Source organism: Actinokineospora sp. UTMC 2448, assembly GCF_024760565.1.
Taxonomy (GTDB): domain Bacteria; phylum Actinomycetota; class Actinomycetes; order Mycobacteriales; family Pseudonocardiaceae; genus Actinokineospora; species Actinokineospora fastidiosa.
Genome location: NZ_CP031087.1, coordinates 2758947 through 2776499, shown reverse-complemented (window position 1 = coordinate 2776499; position 17553 = coordinate 2758947). Strand labels below are relative to the sequence as shown.

The 17553-nt window shown below is 73.3% G+C and carries 14 protein-coding genes; 8 read left to right on the top strand and 6 right to left on the bottom strand.

Annotation, left to right across the window (positions count from 1 at the left end):
- Window positions 1-8: 8 nt before the first annotated feature.
- The gene (gene lepB, locus Actkin_RS13045) at window positions 9-554 is read left to right on the top strand and encodes a signal peptidase I (protein WP_258907376.1); all 546 of its coding nucleotides are present in this window, start codon (window positions 9-11) and stop codon (window positions 552-554) included.
- Between the two features lie 42 nt (window positions 555-596).
- On the opposite strand, the gene Actkin_RS13040 is transcribed toward lepB, so the two are convergent.
- Both Actkin_RS13040 and Actkin_RS13035 read right to left on the bottom strand, forming a co-directional pair.
- Complete coding sequence (locus tag Actkin_RS13040; protein WP_258907375.1) at window positions 597-1370, bottom strand: CbtA family protein; 774 nt, start codon at window positions 1368-1370, stop codon at window positions 597-599.
- The gene (locus tag Actkin_RS13035; protein ID WP_189212873.1) at window positions 1361-1564 is read right to left on the bottom strand and encodes a CbtB domain-containing protein; all 204 of its coding nucleotides are present in this window, start codon (window positions 1562-1564) and stop codon (window positions 1361-1363) included. The genes Actkin_RS13040 and Actkin_RS13035 overlap by 10 nt, the downstream gene beginning before the upstream one ends.
- A gap of 166 nt (window positions 1565-1730) precedes the next feature.
- On the opposite strand from Actkin_RS13035, the gene Actkin_RS13030 reads away from it, so the two are divergent.
- The 6 genes from Actkin_RS13030 (at window position 1731) to Actkin_RS13005 (ending at window position 8655) form a co-directional block, all read left to right on the top strand.
- A complete protein-coding gene (locus Actkin_RS13030; protein WP_258907373.1) occupies window positions 1731-2273 on the top strand; it encodes a histidine phosphatase family protein in 543 nt (180 codons plus the stop codon).
- 331 nt (window positions 2274-2604) lie between these two features.
- Window positions 2605-4146, top strand: a complete 1542-nt coding sequence (locus Actkin_RS13025; RefSeq protein ID WP_258907372.1) for a GAF domain-containing sensor histidine kinase — start codon at window positions 2605-2607, stop codon at window positions 4144-4146.
- Window positions 4146-4796: a response regulator gene (locus tag Actkin_RS13020; RefSeq protein ID WP_189212870.1), complete on the top strand. Its 651-nt coding sequence runs from the start codon at window positions 4146-4148 to the stop codon at window positions 4794-4796. Before Actkin_RS13025 ends, Actkin_RS13020 begins: the two co-directional genes overlap by 1 nt.
- A 127-nt stretch (window positions 4797-4923) precedes the next feature.
- On the top strand, window positions 4924-6018 hold the full coding sequence (locus Actkin_RS13015) for a UDP-N-acetylglucosamine 2-epimerase (RefSeq protein ID WP_189212869.1): 1095 nt from the start codon (window positions 4924-4926) through the stop codon (window positions 6016-6018).
- A gap of 76 nt (window positions 6019-6094) precedes the next feature.
- Window positions 6095-7300, top strand: a complete 1206-nt coding sequence (locus tag Actkin_RS13010; RefSeq protein WP_258907370.1) for an MFS transporter — start codon at window positions 6095-6097, stop codon at window positions 7298-7300.
- A gap of 11 nt (window positions 7301-7311) precedes the next feature.
- Window positions 7312-8655, top strand: coding sequence for a GH1 family beta-glucosidase (locus tag Actkin_RS13005; protein ID WP_258907368.1), 1344 nt, complete (start codon window positions 7312-7314; stop codon window positions 8653-8655).
- Window positions 8656-8958: 303 nt separating this feature from the next.
- Here Actkin_RS13005 and Actkin_RS13000 read toward each other — a convergent pair whose 3' ends face one another.
- Complete coding sequence (locus Actkin_RS13000) at window positions 8959-9948, bottom strand: beta-ketoacyl-ACP synthase 3 (RefSeq protein WP_258907367.1); 990 nt, start codon at window positions 9946-9948, stop codon at window positions 8959-8961.
- 117 nt (window positions 9949-10065) lie between these two features.
- On the opposite strand from Actkin_RS13000, the gene Actkin_RS12995 reads away from it, so the two are divergent.
- Entirely contained in the window at window positions 10066-10713 is a 648-nt protein-coding gene (locus tag Actkin_RS12995; protein WP_189212866.1) for a class I SAM-dependent methyltransferase, read from the top strand.
- A 49-nt stretch (window positions 10714-10762) separates the two neighbouring features.
- Here Actkin_RS12995 and Actkin_RS12990 read toward each other — a convergent pair whose 3' ends face one another.
- The 3 genes from Actkin_RS12990 to Actkin_RS12980 all read right to left on the bottom strand — a co-directional run bounded on the left by Actkin_RS12990 (window position 10763) and on the right by Actkin_RS12980 (window position 17291).
- Window positions 10763-13867: a glycosyl hydrolase 115 family protein gene (locus Actkin_RS12990; RefSeq protein ID WP_258907366.1), complete on the bottom strand. Its 3105-nt coding sequence runs from the start codon at window positions 13865-13867 to the stop codon at window positions 10763-10765.
- Window positions 13868-13876: 9 nt separating this feature from the next.
- Window positions 13877-16195, bottom strand: a complete 2319-nt coding sequence (locus Actkin_RS12985; protein WP_258907365.1) for a beta-xylosidase/alpha-l-arabinosidase — start codon at window positions 16193-16195, stop codon at window positions 13877-13879.
- Between the two features lie 64 nt (window positions 16196-16259).
- A complete protein-coding gene (locus Actkin_RS12980; protein ID WP_258907364.1) occupies window positions 16260-17291 on the bottom strand; it encodes a LacI family DNA-binding transcriptional regulator in 1032 nt (343 codons plus the stop codon).
- Window positions 17292-17553: the final 262 nt, after the last annotated feature.

The following is a 17553-nucleotide window of genomic DNA, read 5'->3' as shown; positions in this document are numbered from 1 at the left end:
TGGTCGCCGTGCTCGCCAGCGCCGTGCTCGTCGCGGCGCTCGGCGTCGCGGTGACGGGGTACGCCGCCTCCGCCGTCGTCGCGGGCCGGAGCATGTCCCCCACGCTGGAACCGGGGCAGCGCATCCTCGTCGACCCGTTCGCGGGCGACTACACCCCCGTCCGGCTCGCCGTCGTCGTGGCGGACCGGGACGGGACGGCCGTGGTCAAGCGCGTGGTCGGGGTCCCCGGGGACCGGGTGCGGATGGTCGACGGGCGCGCGCAGGTGCGGCCCGAGGGCGTCGGCCCCTGGTTGTCCTTGGTCCTGCCCGGGACGGACGACCCGTGGGACACGCCCCGGCTGTGCTGCGCGCCGGACGGCAGTGGCGGGGTGGCCGGGTCGGTCGAGGTCCCGGCGGGCCGGGTCTGGCTGCTGGGCGACAACCTGGCCGTGTCCGACGACTCCCGCGCGTACGGCTTCGTGCCCGTGAGCGCGATCGAGGGACCGGTGTGGCTGCGCACCTGGCCGCTCGACTCGGCCGACCACCTGGTCGCGATGGCGGCGCTGAGCCGGTAGGACACCGCTGCCCGTGTCCGAAGAGGACACGGGCAGCGGGGGTCAGCGCCGGGCGGCGCCCCGGTGCAGCAGCACGGCGAACACCACGCCGATGCCCGCCCACAGCACCGCCGAGGTGCCGAGGGAGGCGATGCGGAACTCCCACAGCAGGTCGCCGGGGAAGCCGTCGGGCACCTCGCGGTAGGACGGCAGCAGCTTGGCCACCGCCGTCACCACGACGACGTAGCCGACCGCGGCCAGCACCCCGGCGGGCCAGCCGCCCAGGCGCGGCGTGAGCCGGGTGGTCGCGGCCCCGGCCAGGACCGCGGTCACGACGGACACGGCGATCATGGCGAAGTACAGCGCCGTCCGCTCCTCGATCGTGCCTGCCTGGCCGACGGCGGGCGGGTTCGCCGGGTAGGTCAGGAACGGGACGAGGACGACGGCGACATAGCCGAACCCGGCCAGCGCCAGGGCGGTCGCCCTGGGCGTCAGCCTGCCCACGCGGCCGTAGGCGAAGGCGAAGGCGATGCCGAACAGCCCGCCGAGGCCGAGGCCGTAGGCGACCGCGCCGATGCCGAGGCCGCCGGTGGCCTGGAAGGCCCGGGACACCGGCTCGTCGGCGGGTTCCTCGGCGGGCTCCTCGGCGTGGGAGTGCCCGTCCCCGCCGTGGGAGTGCCCGCCCGCCGACTCCTCGAGCGCGATGGCCCGCTCGACCGCGGGCTCGCCGAACACGCTGGCGAAGCCGAAGGCGAGCAGGCCGCCGACGAGGCCCGCGAGCAGGCCCCAGACGAGCAGGGAGCGAACGGTGAGCGTCGGTGTCTCGGTCAGTGGCACGGGAAGCCCAGCAGGTGCCGCGCGTCGTGGACGAGCTCGTGGACGGTGGTCCCGTCGAAGAGCGCGACCGCGCCCTGCTCGGTGCTGACGAAGTACATCACCAGCAGCGACAGGACGCCGACGAACACGGCGTAGGGCAGGATCTCCCGGATCGGGATGCGTACCGGCAGGGGGGTGGCGACGGCGTGCGTCATGGGGACCTCCATCCGGGCAACCCGCGGCCCGGTGTCAGTGGGGGAAGACGGCAGAGGGTCTGACTGCGGTCCGCGAGCGGACCACACAGTGGCGCGGCCGTGCCGGAGTCACACCGGCTTCCTCGTACCATCAGGGTCGATCCAGGAACGTATGGGAGCGGCGGTCATGGTGTCAACGCGCTCGCGATCACCGTCGACGCTGGTCATGATCGCCCACCAGCCCACCGCGGCGACCCGGGCGGCGGCGTTCCCCGCCGACGAACCCGTCGAGCGGCCCGCGCCCGCCGACCCGCCGCGCGTCGACGTCGCGCTGCGCGGTCCGGAGACGCGCTGCGCCGACACCGCCCGCTGCCTGGGGCTGGACGCCGAACCGGTGCCCGCGCTGCGCGATCTGGACGCGGGCGCGTGGCGCGGGCTGGGCATGGATCAGATCGCGCCGGACGCGCTCGCGCGCTGGCTCGCCGACCCGGCCGAGGCGGCCCCGGGTGGCGAGTCCGTGGCCGAGGTGATCGCCCGCGTCACCACCTGGTTGGCCGAACCGCCTGTCGCGCGCAGGATCGCCGCCGTGACCCATCCGGCGGTGATCCGCGCGGCGCTGGTGCACGCGCTCTCCGCACCCGATCGGTCATTCTGGCGAATCGACGTCGCGCCGGGCGCGCGGATCGTTCTTCGCGGCGGTCCCGGGCGGTGGACTGCTCTTTTCCGTTGATTTCGAGCGGAATGGGAAAGTGTCCGCACAAACGCGCGCGACTTACGGCGGGTAGGGCCGGAAGTCCCGGACCCCGACGGCGGATTCCCCGCGCGAAGCCCGATCCCCACCGCCGGTCACCGCCCCGTCGACGGACCGTGGCCACGGTCGACGGGCCACCATGCGCGCATACAACCGGGAAAAGAGCAACCAACCGGTGTGATGAATTCGTCCGATTGGGGACGGAAATGGCTCGGGGGTGTATCAGTTACGGGATTGCGAGCGATCCCATCAACAGGTGCACCCCGCGAGCGGGCGCGATGGTCGAGCGGAGGCGGAGCTGGACACCGACGTGCGTGACGCGAGCGGGCCAGGGGCGGTCGCCGTCCGGACCCCGCGACCGAGCGATCCCCTGCTGTCCGCGGTGCTGGCCATCGGGCGCGAGCTGTCCGCGCGCACCGTGCTCGACCGCACCGCCGAGGCGGCCGTCGACCTGACCCACGCCACCCGCGCCGAGCTGACCGTGCTCGGCCGTGACGGCGAGGTCGCCGACCGGGCCGCCGTGGGCCCCGAGGTGCCGCAGCGCCCGGGCCTCATCGAGACGATCACCGTGGCGGGCGCTGCGGTCGGCACGCTGCGCGTCGTGCGGACCGAGGACGAGCCCGACTTCACCCCCGCCGACGCCGACGCGCTGGCCACCCTGGCCGAGGCCGCCGGGGCCGCGCTGGGCAACGCCCACCGCTACGAGCGCGGCCACCGCCGCGAGGAGTGGCTGCGCGCCACCAACGAGGTCACCGCCGTGCTGCGCACCGGCCCGCCCGCCGCCGAGGGGTTCGGGCTGCTGGCCCGGCGCGCCCGCGAGATCCCGGGCGCGGTGCTGGCGATGGTCATGGTCCCGGAGAGCGCGGACACGCTGGTCGCCCACACGGTCGACGGCGTGCTCGCCGACCGGCTGACGGGCGCGCGTCTGGGCATGACCGACAGCATCACCGGCGATGTCTACAGCACCGGCCGCCCGCGCGCGTTCGAGGCGATCGCCGAGGCGACCATCCGCCGGTCTGCCCGCACCTTCCGGACCCTCGGCGCGGGCATCGGCGTGCTCGGCCCCGCCGCGTTCGTGCCGCTCGGGCAGCAGCCCATCGGCGTGCTGGTCGTGGCCAAGGCGCACGGCGCCGCGCCCTTCGACGACGACGACATCGCGATGATCGCCAGCTACGCCGGGCACGCCGCGCTGGCCGTGGAGTTCGCCGAGGCCCAGCAGGACCGCCAGCGGCTGGCGCTGTACGAGGAGCGCGACCGCATCGCCCGCGACCTGCACGACCTGGTGATCCAGCGGCTGTTCGCGATCGGCCTCGGCCTGCAGGGCCTCGGCCGCGCCGAGGAGGGCGCGCCGGTCGCGCCCCGGCTGGCCGGGTTCGTCGGCGAGATCGACACGACCATCCGCGACATCCGGCGCAGCATCTTCTCGCTCCAGCAGCCAGCGAACGGCCCGTACAGCGCGCGCGGGGAGATCCTGCGGGCGATCTCCGAGGCCACCGTCACCCTCGGCTTCGAGCCCAGCGTCAGCCTGGACGGGCCGCTGGACTCGGTGGTGCCGCCGGAGATCCAGCTCGACCTCATCGCGACCCTGCGCGAGACGCTGTCCAATGTGGTGCGCCACGCGCTGGCCAGCCAGGTGATGGTCAGCGTCGTGGTCGACCGCACGGCGACCATGCTGGTGCTGTCCGTGCGCGACGACGGCGCGGGCCTGCCCGCCGAGGTCGGCCACCGGGGCGGGCTGACCAACATCGCCCGGCGGGCCGAGCGCTGGGGCGGGCGGTGCCACGTCGACAGCCCCGACGGGCGCGGCACCCGCATCGACTGGCAGGTCCCCCTGCGTGGACGGGAGAACTGATGGCGATCTCGGTGTTCGTGCTGGACGACCACGAGGTGGTCCGGCGCGGCCTGCGGCAGCTGCTGGAGGCCGAGCCGGACATCGACGTCGTCGGCGAGGCGGCCACCGCGGCCCAGGCGCTGGCCAGGGTGCCCGCGCTGCGCCCGAAGGTGGCGATCCTGGACGTGCGGCTGCCCGACGGCGAGGGCGTCTCGGTCTGCCGCGACCTGCGCTCGGTGGTCACGCCCCCGCCCGCGTGCCTGATGCTGACCTCGTTCTCCGACGACGAGGCCCTCTTCGGGGCGATCATGGCGGGCGCGGCGGGCTACATGCTCAAGCAGGTCAGCGGCAACGACCTGGTCTCGGCGGTGCGGACGCTGGCGGGCGGGGGCTCGCTGCTGGACGCGGGCGTCACCGCGACCGTGCTCGACCGGCTGCGCGCGGGCCGGGTGGAGGACCCGAGGTACGCGACGCTGAGCCCGCAGGAGCGCAAGATCCTCGACCTGATCGCCGAGGGGATGACCAACCGGCAGATCGCCATGCAGCTCTACCTGGCGGAGAAGACGGTCAAGAACTACGTGTCCACATTGCTGCACAAGCTCGGCTTCGACCGCCGCACCGAGGCCGCGGTGTACGCGACGCGACTGCGCACGGGCAGGCGCGTGAACTGACGGCGTGTCGGCTGCGCGGGGCGCGCGCCGCAGGTAACGTCGGTCACAGTGGAAAGGGGGCGACTTGGCACCGTGCACTTTGGTCCCCCTCCCCGCGCGGACCGGGCCGGAACCCGTGGTGTGCCTGGTGGCCACCGACGCGGCCGCCGCGGTCCGCCTGTCCCCCCTGGCGTTGTTGTTGCGCGGACACGGGCGTGTTCGCGTGCTGTTGACGGCGTGCGGTCCGGCCGCGGCCGACACCGTCACCGCGCTCGGCGCCGCGCCCGACGCGGTGGTGCCGCTTGAGGCGGCCAGCCTGATGTCGGCGCCCGCGCTGATGTCCGCAGTGGACCGTGTGCTCGCCGACAGCGACGCGGACGCCGTCGTGGTCGCGGGCGACTCGGCGATCGCGTTCGGTGCGGCGATGGCCGCGTTCTGGCGGCGGATCCCGGTGGTCCACCTCGACGCCGGGGTGCGCTCGCACGACCTGACCGCGCCGTTCCCCGAGGAGGGCCACCGCAGGCTGATCGCCCAGGTCGCCTCCCTGCACCTGACCTCGACCCCCGCTGCGAGCGCGAACCTGGCCGCCGAGGCGCACGCCTGCCGCACGGTGCTGACGGTCGGCAGCACGGCGGTGGACGCCGCGCGATTGGCCCTGGCCCGCCGGAAGCTCTCGACCTTCGCCGACCTCGAGGACGCCGCGCGCAGCGGCGAGCGCCGGGTCGCGCTGGTCTCCCTCGACCCGGACAGGCACGGCAGGCGCGCGCTGTCCCGCGTGCTGCCCGCGGTGTCGGACCTGGCCCTGGCCACGCCGGACCTGGAGGTCGTGCTGCCCGCGCCGCGCGGCAGCAGGCTGCGGGAGCTGGCCGAGGACAGCCTCGGCAGGCTGGTCCGGGTGGTCATCGCCGACGCGCTGCCGCAGCCGGACCTGATCGGCCTGCTGTCGGTGGCGGCCGCCGCGGTCTGCGATCCCGGCCCGCTGGTGGAGCAGGCGGGCGCCCTCGGCGTCCCGACGCTGCTGCTCAGCGGCGAACGCGGCGCCTGGACCGAGCCGGAGCACCCGGGCGAGCCGTGGACAGCGGGCCTCGACCGGGCGGTCATCGCGCGCATCGCCGAGAAGCTGGTGCTCACCGGCCCGCGCACGCCGACCCCGCTCGGCGACGGGCACGCGGCCGCCCGCTGCGAGCAGGCCGTCGAGTGGCTGCTGGGCCTGTCCGGCCGTCCGGAGGAGTTCGCGGGCTGAGACCGCGCTGAGGGCTATCCGCGCGCCCGCCGAGTTCGTATGCTGACGCGAACTTCCTTCATGTCCTGGGGGCGCGGTGGCGGAGCGGACGGTCGAGCGGGGCGTCTCCTCGGGCTGGACGGCCGCGCTCGTGCTCACCACGGTGGCGACCTTCGTCGGCTGGTACGGGCCCCTGCAGATCCTGTTGGCCAAGCAGGCCGACCTGGTCGACCCGGCGGGCAAGGAGACCCTGCTGGCCACCGTCGCCGCCGTGGGCGCGGTGTGCTCGATGGTGGCCAACCCGGTCTGGGGAGCGCTGTCGGACCGCACCACCGGCCGGTGGGGGCGGCGGGTGCCGTGGGTCGTCGGCGGGTCCGTCGCGGGGGCGGCCGGGCTCGTCGTGCTGTCGTGGGCGACGTCGGCGCTCGGCATGGTCGTGGGCTGGTGCCTGGTCCAGGTGGCGCTGAACGCCCCGCTGGCCGCGCTGAGCGCGGCGATCCCGGACCGGGTGCCGGAGGCGCGGCGGGGCGTGGTCGGCGGCTGGTTCGGCCTCGCGCAGACCGTCGGGGTGATGGCCGGGACCGGGCTGGCCGTGGCGGGCGGGACCATCGCGGGCGGGTACCTGGTCTGCGCCGCCGTCGTCGTGCTCGGCGCGATCCCGTTCGCCCTGGTGCGCCCGGAACCGGCGGTCGAGCGCCCGCGCGGTCCGCTGCTGCGCGGGTTCGTGATCAACCCGCGCCGGTACCCCGACTTCGGGTGGGCCTGGCTCACCCGGTTCCTGATGAACCTGGGCAACGCGATCGCCCTGCTGTACCTGCTCTACTTCCTGGACGACGCCGTCGGGGTCGCCGATCCCGAGGGCGGCGTGCTCGTGCTGACCGTGCTTTACGCCCTGGCGCTGCTGGCCACGGTGGTCGTCGCGGGCTCGTGGTCGGACAGGGCGGGCTCGCGGCGCGCCTTCGTGGCCGGGTCGGGCGTCGTCATGGCCGCCGCGGCCGTGCTGCTGGCGGTGTGGCCGACCTGGCCGGGCGCGGTGACCGCGGCGCTGGTGCTGGGCGTCGGGTTCGGCGCCTACACCGCGGTCGACTTCGCGCTGGTCACCCAGGTGCTGCCCGCCGCTGCCGACCGGGGCAAGGACCTCGGCCTGGTCAACATCGCCAACACGCTGCCGCAGGTGCTGGCCCCGGTCATCGCGGCTCCGGTGGTCCGCTCGTACGGCGGGTACCCGGCGCTCTACGCCGTGGCCGCCGGGGTCGGGCTGCTCGGCGCCGTGCTCGTGTTCCGCATCCGTTCGGTCCGATGAGGAGTGATGGCATGTTTCCCGACGGCTTCCTGTGGGGCGCGGCGTCGGCGGCCTACCAGGTCGAGGGCGCGGTGGCCGAGGACGGCCGCGCCCCGTCGGTGTGGGACACCTTCACCGCCCGCCCCGGCGTGATCCACGGCGGCGACACCGGCGCGGTGGCGTGCGACCACTACCACCGCTACCGCGAGGACGTCGCCCTGCTGCGCGATCTGGGCGTCGACGCCTACCGGTTCTCGATCGCCTGGCCGCGCGTGCTGCCGTACGGCAGGGTGAACCCGGCCGGGCTCGACTTCTACGACCGGCTGGTGGACGAGCTGGTGACGGCGGGCATCGCGCCCGCGGTGACGCTGTTCCACTGGGACCTCCCGCAGCACCTGGAGGACGCGGGCGGCTGGCGCGACCGCGACACGGCGTTCCGGCTCGCCGAGTACGCCGCCGTCGTCGCCGACCGCATCGGCGACCGGGTCCGGCTGTGGATGCCGCTGAACGAGCCGGTCGTGGTCACGATGTTCGGCCACGCCCTGGGCAGCCACGCGCCCGGGCACGCCTTGGGCTTCGACGCGCTGCCGACCGTGCACCACCAGCTGTTGGGCCACGGCCTCGCCGTCCAGGCCCTGCGCGCGGCGGGCTGCACGGGCATCGGCATCGCCAACAACCACGGCGCCGTGTCGCCAGCGTCGGACGACCCGGCGGACGTCGACGCTGCCGACACCTACCGGACGCTGGTCAACTGGCTGTTCTCCGACCCGGTCCTGCGCGGGGAGTACCCCGCGCCCGAACTGGCAGCGGCGATGCCGGGCCCGGTCGCCGACGACCTGAAGACGATCGCCGAGCCGCTGGACTTCTACGGCGTGAACTACTACCAGCCGAGCGTCGTCGGCGCGCCGTCCGGCGAGCCGGTGGCGGTGGAGGGCGCGCTGCTGCCGCCGGGCCTGCCGTTCGAGCCCCGGCCCATCGACGCCCCGAAGACCGACTTCGGCTGGCCGATCGTGCCGTCCGGCCTGCGCGAGACGGTGGCGATGTTCGCCGCGCGCTATGGCGCGGACCTGCCGCCGGTCTACATCACCGAGAGCGGCTGCTCGTTCCACGACCCGGACCCGGTCGATGGTCGGGTGCCCGACCAGGCCCGGATCGACTACCACGCCGCCCACCTGCAGGCCCTGGCCGACGTGATCGCCGACGGGGTGGACGTGCGCGGCTACTTCGCCTGGTCCCTCACCGACAACTTCGAGTGGGCCGCAGGCTACCGCGAGCGATTCGGCCTGGTGCACATCGATTACGCCACCCAGAAGCGCACCCCGAAGGACTCCTACCACTGGTACCGAGACTGGATCCGCAACCACCGTTCCGGATGATCAGATCATCTGGCCCACCATCCAGATGACGTGACCATCCAAATGATCTGGCCATCCAGATGATCGGGTCATCCGAACGACGTCACCATCCAGATGATCTGGCCACTTGCGTGCGCGCGAGATCCGGATGATCCCGTCATTCGGATGATCTCACCATCCGGATGGTCTGATCATTCCGATGGCCTGATCATCTGGATGGTCTGATCATCTGGTTGGTCTCACCATTGCGATGATGGCATCATCCGAATGATGCCATCATATGCCGTCATCATCTGGATGATCGCGTCATCTGAGCCGGGTGAGCTAGACCGGGGCGGGGACGCGTAGGGGGAGGCGGACGACCTGGGCGGCGTAGGTGAGGCCCGCGCCGAAGCCGACCAGGAGGGCCAAGCCGCCGGGGTCGGCCTGGCCCTCGGCCAGCATGCGGTCGATGGCCATCGGGATGCTCGCCGCCGAGGTGTTGCCCGCGTCCACCACGTCCCGGGCCACCGCGGCGTCCGGGGCGCCGATCTTGGCGGCCAGGGCGTTGATGATCCGCAGGTTGGCCTGGTGCGGCACGATCGCGGACAGGTCGGCCGGGCGGATTCCGGCGCGCTCGCAGGCCTGGAGGGCGATCGGGTGGATCTCGGTGGTCGCCCAGCGGAACACCGACTGGCCCGCCATGTGCATGAGGCCGCCGTCGGGGATGTGGATGAGGTCGGCGGCCGAGCCGTCGCTGCCCCACACCACCGGGCCGATGCCCGGCTCGTCGGCCGCGGTCACCACGGCCGCGCCCGCGCCGTCGCCGAAGATGATGCTGGTCCCGAGGTCGGTCGGGTCCACCCAGGCGCTCATCCGCTCGGTGCCCACGACCAGGACCGTGCGGGCCGATCCCGCGCGCACCGTGTCGGCGGCCACGCCGAGGGCGTAGCAGAACCCGGCGCAGGCGGCGTTGAGGTCGAACCCGGCGGCCCGGCCAGCGCCCACCGCGTCGGCGATGCCCGCCGCCAGCCCCGGGATCGGGGACCGCGCGCTGCAGGTCGCCACGATCACCAGGTCGACGTCGGCGGCGGGGAGTCCACTGTGGTCCAACGCCCGGCTCGCGGCGGCCGCGCCCATCACCTCGATCGACTCCGACTCGTCCGCGAAGCGGCGGGACACGATGCCCGTGCGCTCGCGCACCCACTCCCCCGTGCGGCCGAAGCGGTCGGCGATGCCCGCGCTGTCGACGGCGAGGTCGGGCCGATAGGCGCCGACCCCGACCAACTGTGCTCCTGCCGCGCCCGTGGTCCGGCGCAATGCGTTGACTGCCACCGTGCAAGGTTGGACAACTACCAATCGGTAGCGCTCACCATGTGACTAGGTTCTCATCGAATATCCATGCACTGGTGAGTAGGTTTCGCGCTTGTTCATTCAGGCATCCTGTCGCGTGTGACCTATCGCGATCCCGACCACGAGCGCGCCACGCGCATGGCCGTCGCCGCCAACGCCGCGGGCGACCGGCACTGGTTCGAGCAGCTCTACGACGAGGCCGAGAGCGGCGGCCCCGCCGTGCCCTGGCACCGCACCGAGCCCAACCCCCGGCTGCGGGAGTGGTCCGGCGGCCGGGCCATCGTCGTGGGCTGCGGCTACGGCCACGACGCCGCGCACCTGGCCGCCCGCGGCTACCGGGTGACCGCGTTCGACCTGTCCCCCACCGCCGTCGCCGCGGCCCGGGAGACCTACCCCGACATCGACTTCCACGCCGCGGACGTGCTGGAGCCGATGGCGGAGTGGGCGGGCGCGTTCGACGTCGTCTTCGAGGCCTACACCGTCCAGGTGCTGCGCGGCGACGACCGGGCCGCCGCCATCGCCGCGATCGCGGGGTTCGTCGCCCCCGGCGGCAGGCTGCTGGTCGTCGGCTTCCGCGCCCGGCCCGACGACGAGCCCGACCGCATCGCGCTGCCGCTGACCGCCGAGGAGCTGCGGTCGTTCACCACGCACGGCCTCGACCTGGTCTCGCTCGCCGAGGAGCCGCCGAGGGACGACGCCCCGCCGCCGCGCTGGCACTGGATCGCCGAATACCGACGGCCCGCGTAAGACGACGGCGCCCTCGGCCGCGTCACACGGCCGAGGGCGCCATCCGCGACTAACGCACCCGCATGCTCTCCGGGGGCCCGAGGTAGCTGGGCAGCAGACCACCGGTGTCGACAACGATCTTCTGCACGACAACCGTCGGGTCGACCATCCAGAACTTCAGCGTGTGCGTCCCGGGCCGGTCGATCACGTGCGTGGTGGTCGTCAGGTTGACGTTGTCCGACGTGTTGCGCTCCCACTGCTTGTTCATCGTCGTGTCGTTGGCGCCGGTCGCCGTGGTGATGTTGACCGTCTGCGGCTCCTGGCCGTCGAAGCTCACCGCGTACTTGAGCCCGTCGGTGTCGAACACGTTGTTGCGCGGGGACAGGTACGCGTGCACACGCACCGGGCCGGTCGTGGTCAGGGTCATCTCGTACTCCAGGCGCGGGCTGTCGCCGCCGGGAGTCTGTCGCGGCGCGCGCAGCGGGTAGGGCTCCATGCCGTTGCCCGTGCGGCCGATGTCGTCGATCCGCACCCACCGGACGCCGTCGCCGTTCACCACCCGCGAGTAGTGGTCGGCTTCCATCGACACGTACCCGTTGGCCTCCACGAAACCGCGCGGCCTGATCCTCGTGTTGTCCACAATGGCCTGGACCGTCACGGTGCGCCCGGCTCCGGTCACCGTCACCGGCACGGTGTGCTTGCCGCGCGGAACCCGCTTCCAGTCGACGCTGAACGTCGCCCGGACCTGCGTGTCCACCACACCGTGCTGCTTGTCGACCCGCAGCCACGGCGCGCCGGGCTCGATGCGGTAGTCGAACGCGACCGAGCCCCGGTTGAACACCTCGACGTATTGCGGCGCCTGCGCCTGGTACCGGCTGAACGTCGGCAGCACGGCCGGGGTGTCCGCGTGCGGCCACCACTGGTCCGACCCGTCGACCGCGACCCCGAGCTCGGCCCGGTCGGGCAGCTCGATGCGCTTGACCGCCGGGTAGATCTCGTCCGGCAGGGCCTCGTGGTTGCGCTCGGGTTGCTGCCACGGCGCGTTGGGCCCGTAGCGCTCGACGTCGCCGTAGCCGATCTTGGGCTGGGTCTGGAAGCCTTCCCACTTCCCGCCCGCGAGCGTGTGGTTGTAGTAGTCGGACATGGCCTGATCGTCGGCGAAGCGGGCCTCGGCGACGTCGGCCAGGTCGTTCGTCGCGGCCCGGCCCTGCGCGGCGTAGAGCTGGTTGGTGAAGTTGGCTTCCCGCAGCTCATACAGGTTCGCGCTCGCCTTCACCTGGTAGTACACCAGTTGGTAGTAGGCGTCCTCGAGGTGCGGTGGCACGGACCGTCCGATGTGCTCGGCGCGCCGGGCCAGTTCCCGCCACTGGTCGGTGACCCGCTCGATCTCCCGGTAGTTCGTGATGCTGAACGGTGTCTGCCGGTCGTCGTACACCACCGCCGAGGAGTCGGTAGCGATGTCCTTGCTCGAATCCACGGTGATGCGCCGGTTGAGCAGCTCGGGCTTGCGGTCGGACTGCAGCTTCCCGTACTCGCGCAGCACGTCGGCGATCGGCCCGGCGAGCTCCTGGCCGAAGTTCTGGGCGGCGTAGCCGCGCTCCCAGTCGTCCAGCCCGTGCTGCGGGATCGGCTTCCAGGCGTAGTCCAGGAAGAACTGCAACGGCAGCTCCTGGTTCTTCATGTCGCCGACGTTGACCACCCACAGCCGGTCCACACCCGCGTTGTAGGTGTGGTCGAGCTGCTCCCACACGTTGGGCAGCAGCATCGTGTCGACCCACTTGTAGTTGCGGCCGCCGCCGACGTAGTCGAAGTGGTAGTACATGCCGTACCCGCCCGCGCGCGGTTCGTCCGCGGGCAGCTTGCGCATGTTGCTCCAGTTGTCGTCGCAGAACACCACCGTGACGTCGTCCGGCGGGCGCAGGCCCTTGTCCCAGTACCGCTGGACTTCCTTGTAGAGGGTCTGCACCTGCGGGATGCCGGTGATGTCGCCGCCCGCCTCGCGCTCCAGGATCGCCCGCTGGGTCCGGATGATCTCGTTCATCAGCTCGATGCCGTCGCCGTCGGGCAGGCTCACGTCGCCGTTGCCGCGCATGCCGAGCGTGACCACGCCCTCGAAGCCCTCGCGCACCATGCGCCGCACGCCGTCGGCCCAGTACGCCTCGATGGCCGCGCGGTTGCGCCGGAAGCTCCACTCGCCCGTGCCGCCGTACGGGTCGCTGCCCGGGGTGACGATGGTCCCGTCGGCGTCGCGCACGGCCGGGGTGGCGTGGCGGTTCCACTCCTCGATGCCGCGCATCATCGGGGCCTCGTGCGAGGTGCCCATGACGACGCCGTACTCGGTGGCGGTCCGGTGGTTCTCCGGGTCGTCCTCGGCGAAGGCCCGGCCCCACACCGCGGGCCACAGGTAGTTGGCCTTCAGCCGCAGCATGGTCTCGAAGACCTTGCCGTAGAACGCGGAGTTGAAGCCGTTCGGGTGGCCGGGGGCGTGCCCGGGGCCGAAGTGGCGCGGCGCCCAGCGGCCGAGCGCGGGGTTCTCGTCGTTGATGAAGAACCCCCGGTACTTGACCGCAGGCGTGCCCTGGGTGTGCCGTCCGGGCAGGACGTGCAGCTCGTCGCGGTGCTGCGGGGTGACGTCGTCCCACCAGTACCAGGGCGAGACGCCGATGGACCGTGACACGTCGTAGACGCCGAAGATCGTGCCCCGCTGGTCGCTGCCCGCGATCACCAGCGCCCGGCGCACGCCGGGCATCGGGTGCTCGACCACCTGCTGCACGGCGGTCTCCCACTTGCCCGCGACGCCGCGCGCGTCGACCTTGCCGCGCCGGGCGAGGTCGTCGACCAGCCGGCTGCGCCCGAGCGTGCCGACGATGACGACCTCGCGCCCGCGCCCGCCGAGCGCGGGCGCGATCCCGGTGACCCGCTCGACGTCGGCGCGCAGGTCGCCCGCCGCCCTGCGGACGCCCGCGAAGTCGGCGTCATCGACCAGGATGGGCGCGGCCCTGCCGTCGGCCACCAGCGGGAACCGCCCGGGGCCTTGGCTCTCGGCGACGTAACCGCCCGGGGTGATCGGCCCGCCGCCGGGCCGCGGCGCCGCCGCGGCCGGGACCGCGAGCCCGGCCACGGCGACCAGCACCGCCGTGGCCAGAACCCGGAGCCTGGATAACCGTACGAGCATGGGACCTCCTCACAGAGCAGGTGAGACCTCGACGTCGGTCGTGAGAACGCGGTCGTGCCCGACGGACCGGACAGCGCCGGTGAGCCGGACCTCGCCGGAGAGCCGGGTGTCCGCGCTCGACGCTCCGATGTGGACGGCCAGTGCGCCCGGCTCGACCACCAGCCCGCCGCCGACCCCGGCGAACGCTGTCCGGTCGGCGTGCACGCGCATGCTGACCCGCTTCGCCTCGCCCGGGGCCAGCTCGACCCGCGCGAACCCGGTCAGCAGGCGGACCGGGCGGGCCACCGAGGCGACCGGGTCGTGCAGGTACAGCTGGACGACCTCGGCGCCCGCGCGCTCCCCGGTGTTCGCCACCGTGCACGAGACGGTGAACGCGCCGTCGGTCGGCACCTCCGTGGTGTCAAAGGCGAGGTCGTCGTAGGAGAACGTGGTGTAGGACAGGCCGTGGCCGAAGGCGTAGGCGGGCGTGGTGTCCGCGGCGGTGATGCCGCTGGGGGCGTCGAGCCGGGCGTGCAGGTAGCCGTGCGGCTGGCCGCCGGGGTGGCGGGGCACCTGGATGGGCAGCCTCCCGGACGGGTTGACCCGCCCGGACAGCACGCCCGCGACCGCGGCACCGCCCGCCTCGCCGGGGAAGAACGCCTGGACCACGGCGGCCCGCCCGGACACGTCCAGCGCGTACGGCCGACCCGACAGCACCACCAGCACGACCGGGGTCCCCGTCGCCAGGACGGCGTCCAGCAGCGCGTTCTGCGCGCCGGGCAGCGCCAGGTCGGCGGCGTCGCAGCCCTCGCCGGAGGTGCCCCGGCCGAACAGCCCGGACCGGTCCCCGAGCGCGATGACGCACACGTCCGCCGCGGTCGCCAGCGAGACGGCCGCGTCGATGCCGGTGCGGTCGTCGACGTCCACCGGGCAGCCGGGCTCGTAGAGCACCGACGACGCGGGGAACTCGTCCCGCAGCGCGGCCAGCAGGGTGGGCGCCTCGACGCCCAGCGGGACGTCCGGGTGCAGGGTGCCGACGTGGTTGGGGAAGCTGTAGCAGCCGAACAGCGACAGCACCTCGTCCGCGCACGGCCCGACGACCGCGATCCGCTCGGGCGCGGCCAGCGGCAGCGTGCCGTTGTCGTCCAGCAGCACCACGGACTTCTCCGCCAGCTCCCGCGCCACCGCGCGCAGCGCGGGCGGGGCGAGGTCGACCGCGTCGGCCGAGGTCGGCTCCCAGTCGGCGTCGAGCAGGCCCAGCTCGCACTTCTGCCGCAGCACCCTGGTCAGCGCCCGGTCGACCAGCTCCTCGGCGACCGCGCCCGAGCGCACCAGCTCGGCCAGTGGCTCGCCGTAGCAGCGCACGCTGGGCAGCTCGACGTCGATGCCAGCGGCCAGCGCCAGACCGGCGGCGGCGCCGGGCGAGTCGGCGACGCCGTGCATCGTCTCCAGGAACGACACCGCGAAGTAGTCCGCCACGACGACGCCAGCGAAGCCCCACTCCTCGCGCAGCAGCCCGGTCAGCAGGGTCGGGTCCGCCGCCGGGGGAACACCGTCGACAGCGGCGTAGGAGTTCATCACCGACCGGGCCCCGCCCAGCCGCAGCGCCATCTCGAACGGCGGCAGCAGCACGTCGCGGAACTCCCGGGCGCCCACCGACACCGGGGCGTGGTTGCGCCCGCCCCGGGAGGCCGAGTACCCGGCGAAGTGCTTGAGCGTGGCGACGATCCCGGAGGACTCCAGGCCGCGGGTGTAGGCCGCGCCGACCAGCCCGACCAGGTACGGGTCCTCGCCGATCGTCTCCTCCGTGCGCCCCCAGCGGGGGTCGCGGGCCACGTCCAGCACCGGGGCCAGGCCCTGGTGCACGCCGACCTCGCGCATGGTGCCGCCGATCAGCGCGGCCATCCGCTCCACGGCGTCGGGGTCGAAGCTCGCGCCCCAGGCCAGCGGGATCGGGCAGACCGTGGCCTGCCACGCGGTGAAGCCCGCGAGGCACTCCTCGTGCGCCATCGCCGGGATGCCGTGCCGGGAGTTGGCGACCAGCCGCCGCTGGGTCTCCGCGAGCACCTTCGCGCCGACCGACGGCTCCACCGGCCGGGTGCCGAACACCCGGGTGAGCTGGCCGAGGCCGGGCCGGGTCAGCTCGTCCCACGGCGGCAGCGGCTCGGCGAACTCGTGCTGGGCCGGGGCGACCTCCTCGTCGGTGTCGGACACGCCGACCCAGACACCGACGAGTTGGGCGAGCTTCTCCTCCAGGGTCAGCTCGGCGACGAGCAGCGCGACGCGCTCGTCCACCGGGCGCGCCGGATCGGCCCATGCGGCTCCGCTGGTGCGGGCGGGGATGGTCACAACACTCCTCGGGCAGGGCGGATCGGCGCGGTCTCGTGGACCGCGCCTTCGGGATCCGCGTTGATCAGTCGTTCGTGGTGGGGCTGTTGAGGGGCGGGCGGTCCGCCGGTGGCGCGGTGGTGGCGCGCACGATGAGCGGCGTGGCCAGCTCCAGGCGGTGGCTGCGCGGCGGCGTGCCCGCGATGAGGTCGGCGAGCATGCGCCCGGCCAGCCTGCCCATCTCGGCCAGCGGCTGGCGCACGGTGGTCAGCGGCGGGGCGGACCAGCGGGCCACCGGCAGGTCGTCGAACCCGACGACGCTCAGCGCGCCGGGCACGTCGAGGCCGAGCCCGCGCGCGGCCTCGATGACGCCCATCGCCTGCTCGTCGTTCCCGGCGAAGATCGCCGTGGGCGGCTCCGGCAGGGCCAGCAGCTCCAGCGCGTGCCGGTAGCCGCTCTCGTGGTGGAAGTCGCCGTGGCGCACCAGGTCCGGGTCGACGGCGATGCCCGCGCGCTCCAGCGCCGTGCGGTAGCCGTCTATGCGCGCCTTGCTGCACAGGAAGCCGTAGGGGCCGCCGATGACGGCGACGCGCCGGTGGCCCAGCTCCAGCAGGTGCTCGGTCGCGGCCAGCCCGCCAGCCCAGTTCGTCGCGCCGACGCTGGGCACGTCCGGGCTGGGCAGGTCCGCGGGGTCGACGACCACCAGCGGGACCCGGGCGCGCTCCAGCAGCCGCAGGTCGGTCTTGGTCAGCTCGGAGGTCACCAGCAGCGCGCCCGCGCGCCGGGTGCGCACCAGCTTGGCCGCCCAGTCGCGGTTGCCCGCCATCGCCGAGACCACCGGCTCGACGCCGGACTCGACCACGCCGCGGATTATCTCCACGGCCCACGGGCTGTCGAGCGCGGTGAACACCAGGTCGACCACGACCGTGTCGGTGGCGGCGCGGCGCGCGCCGACCGGCACGTAGGCGTGCTCCTCCAGCAGCCTGCGGACCCGGGCGCGGGTCTCGGCGGCCACGTCGTCCTTGCCGTTGAGCACCTTCGACACCGTGGGCAGCGACACCCCGGCGGCCTGCGCGATGGTGGCCAGGGTCGGCCGCCGAGTGCGAGGTCCGGTCATAGCTAGTCCGCCTCCCCGGATTCATCCCTGCGTGTCATCGCTCCTCCTCGCCGATCTGCCAGCAGTTTTCTCGAAACCTCTCCGAAACACAAGAGCCAAGAGTTTCGGCAGATCGACACGCCTCGATACCAGCGAATATGCGCCTGAGCAGCGGATACTCGAAACTATTGCGATAGCGTGTGAGTCTTGACACGGGATTCGGACGGGCCTAATTTCCTCGCCGAGTCGGGGATATATCGAAAAACTTTCGGAAGGTGGGCGG

What these genes read in the sequence shown, in the direction of transcription:
- Actkin_RS13035 (WP_189212873.1), bottom strand. Translation starts at nt 1,564, where the DNA reads ATGACGCACGCCGTCGCCACCCCCCTGCCGGTACGCATCCCGATCCGG.
- Actkin_RS13020 (WP_189212870.1), top strand. Translation starts at nt 4,146, where the DNA reads ATGGCGATCTCGGTGTTCGTGCTGGACGACCACGAGGTGGTCCGGCGC.
- Actkin_RS12980 (WP_258907364.1), bottom strand. Translation starts at nt 17,291, where the DNA reads ATGACCGGACCTCGCACTCGGCGGCCGACCCTGGCCACCATCGCGCAG.
- Actkin_RS13030 (WP_258907373.1), top strand. Translation starts at nt 1,731, where the DNA reads ATGGTGTCAACGCGCTCGCGATCACCGTCGACGCTGGTCATGATCGCC.
- Actkin_RS12990 (WP_258907366.1), bottom strand. Translation starts at nt 13,867, where the DNA reads ATGCTCGTACGGTTATCCAGGCTCCGGGTTCTGGCCACGGCGGTGCTG.
- Actkin_RS13005 (WP_258907368.1), top strand. Translation starts at nt 7,312, where the DNA reads ATGTTTCCCGACGGCTTCCTGTGGGGCGCGGCGTCGGCGGCCTACCAG.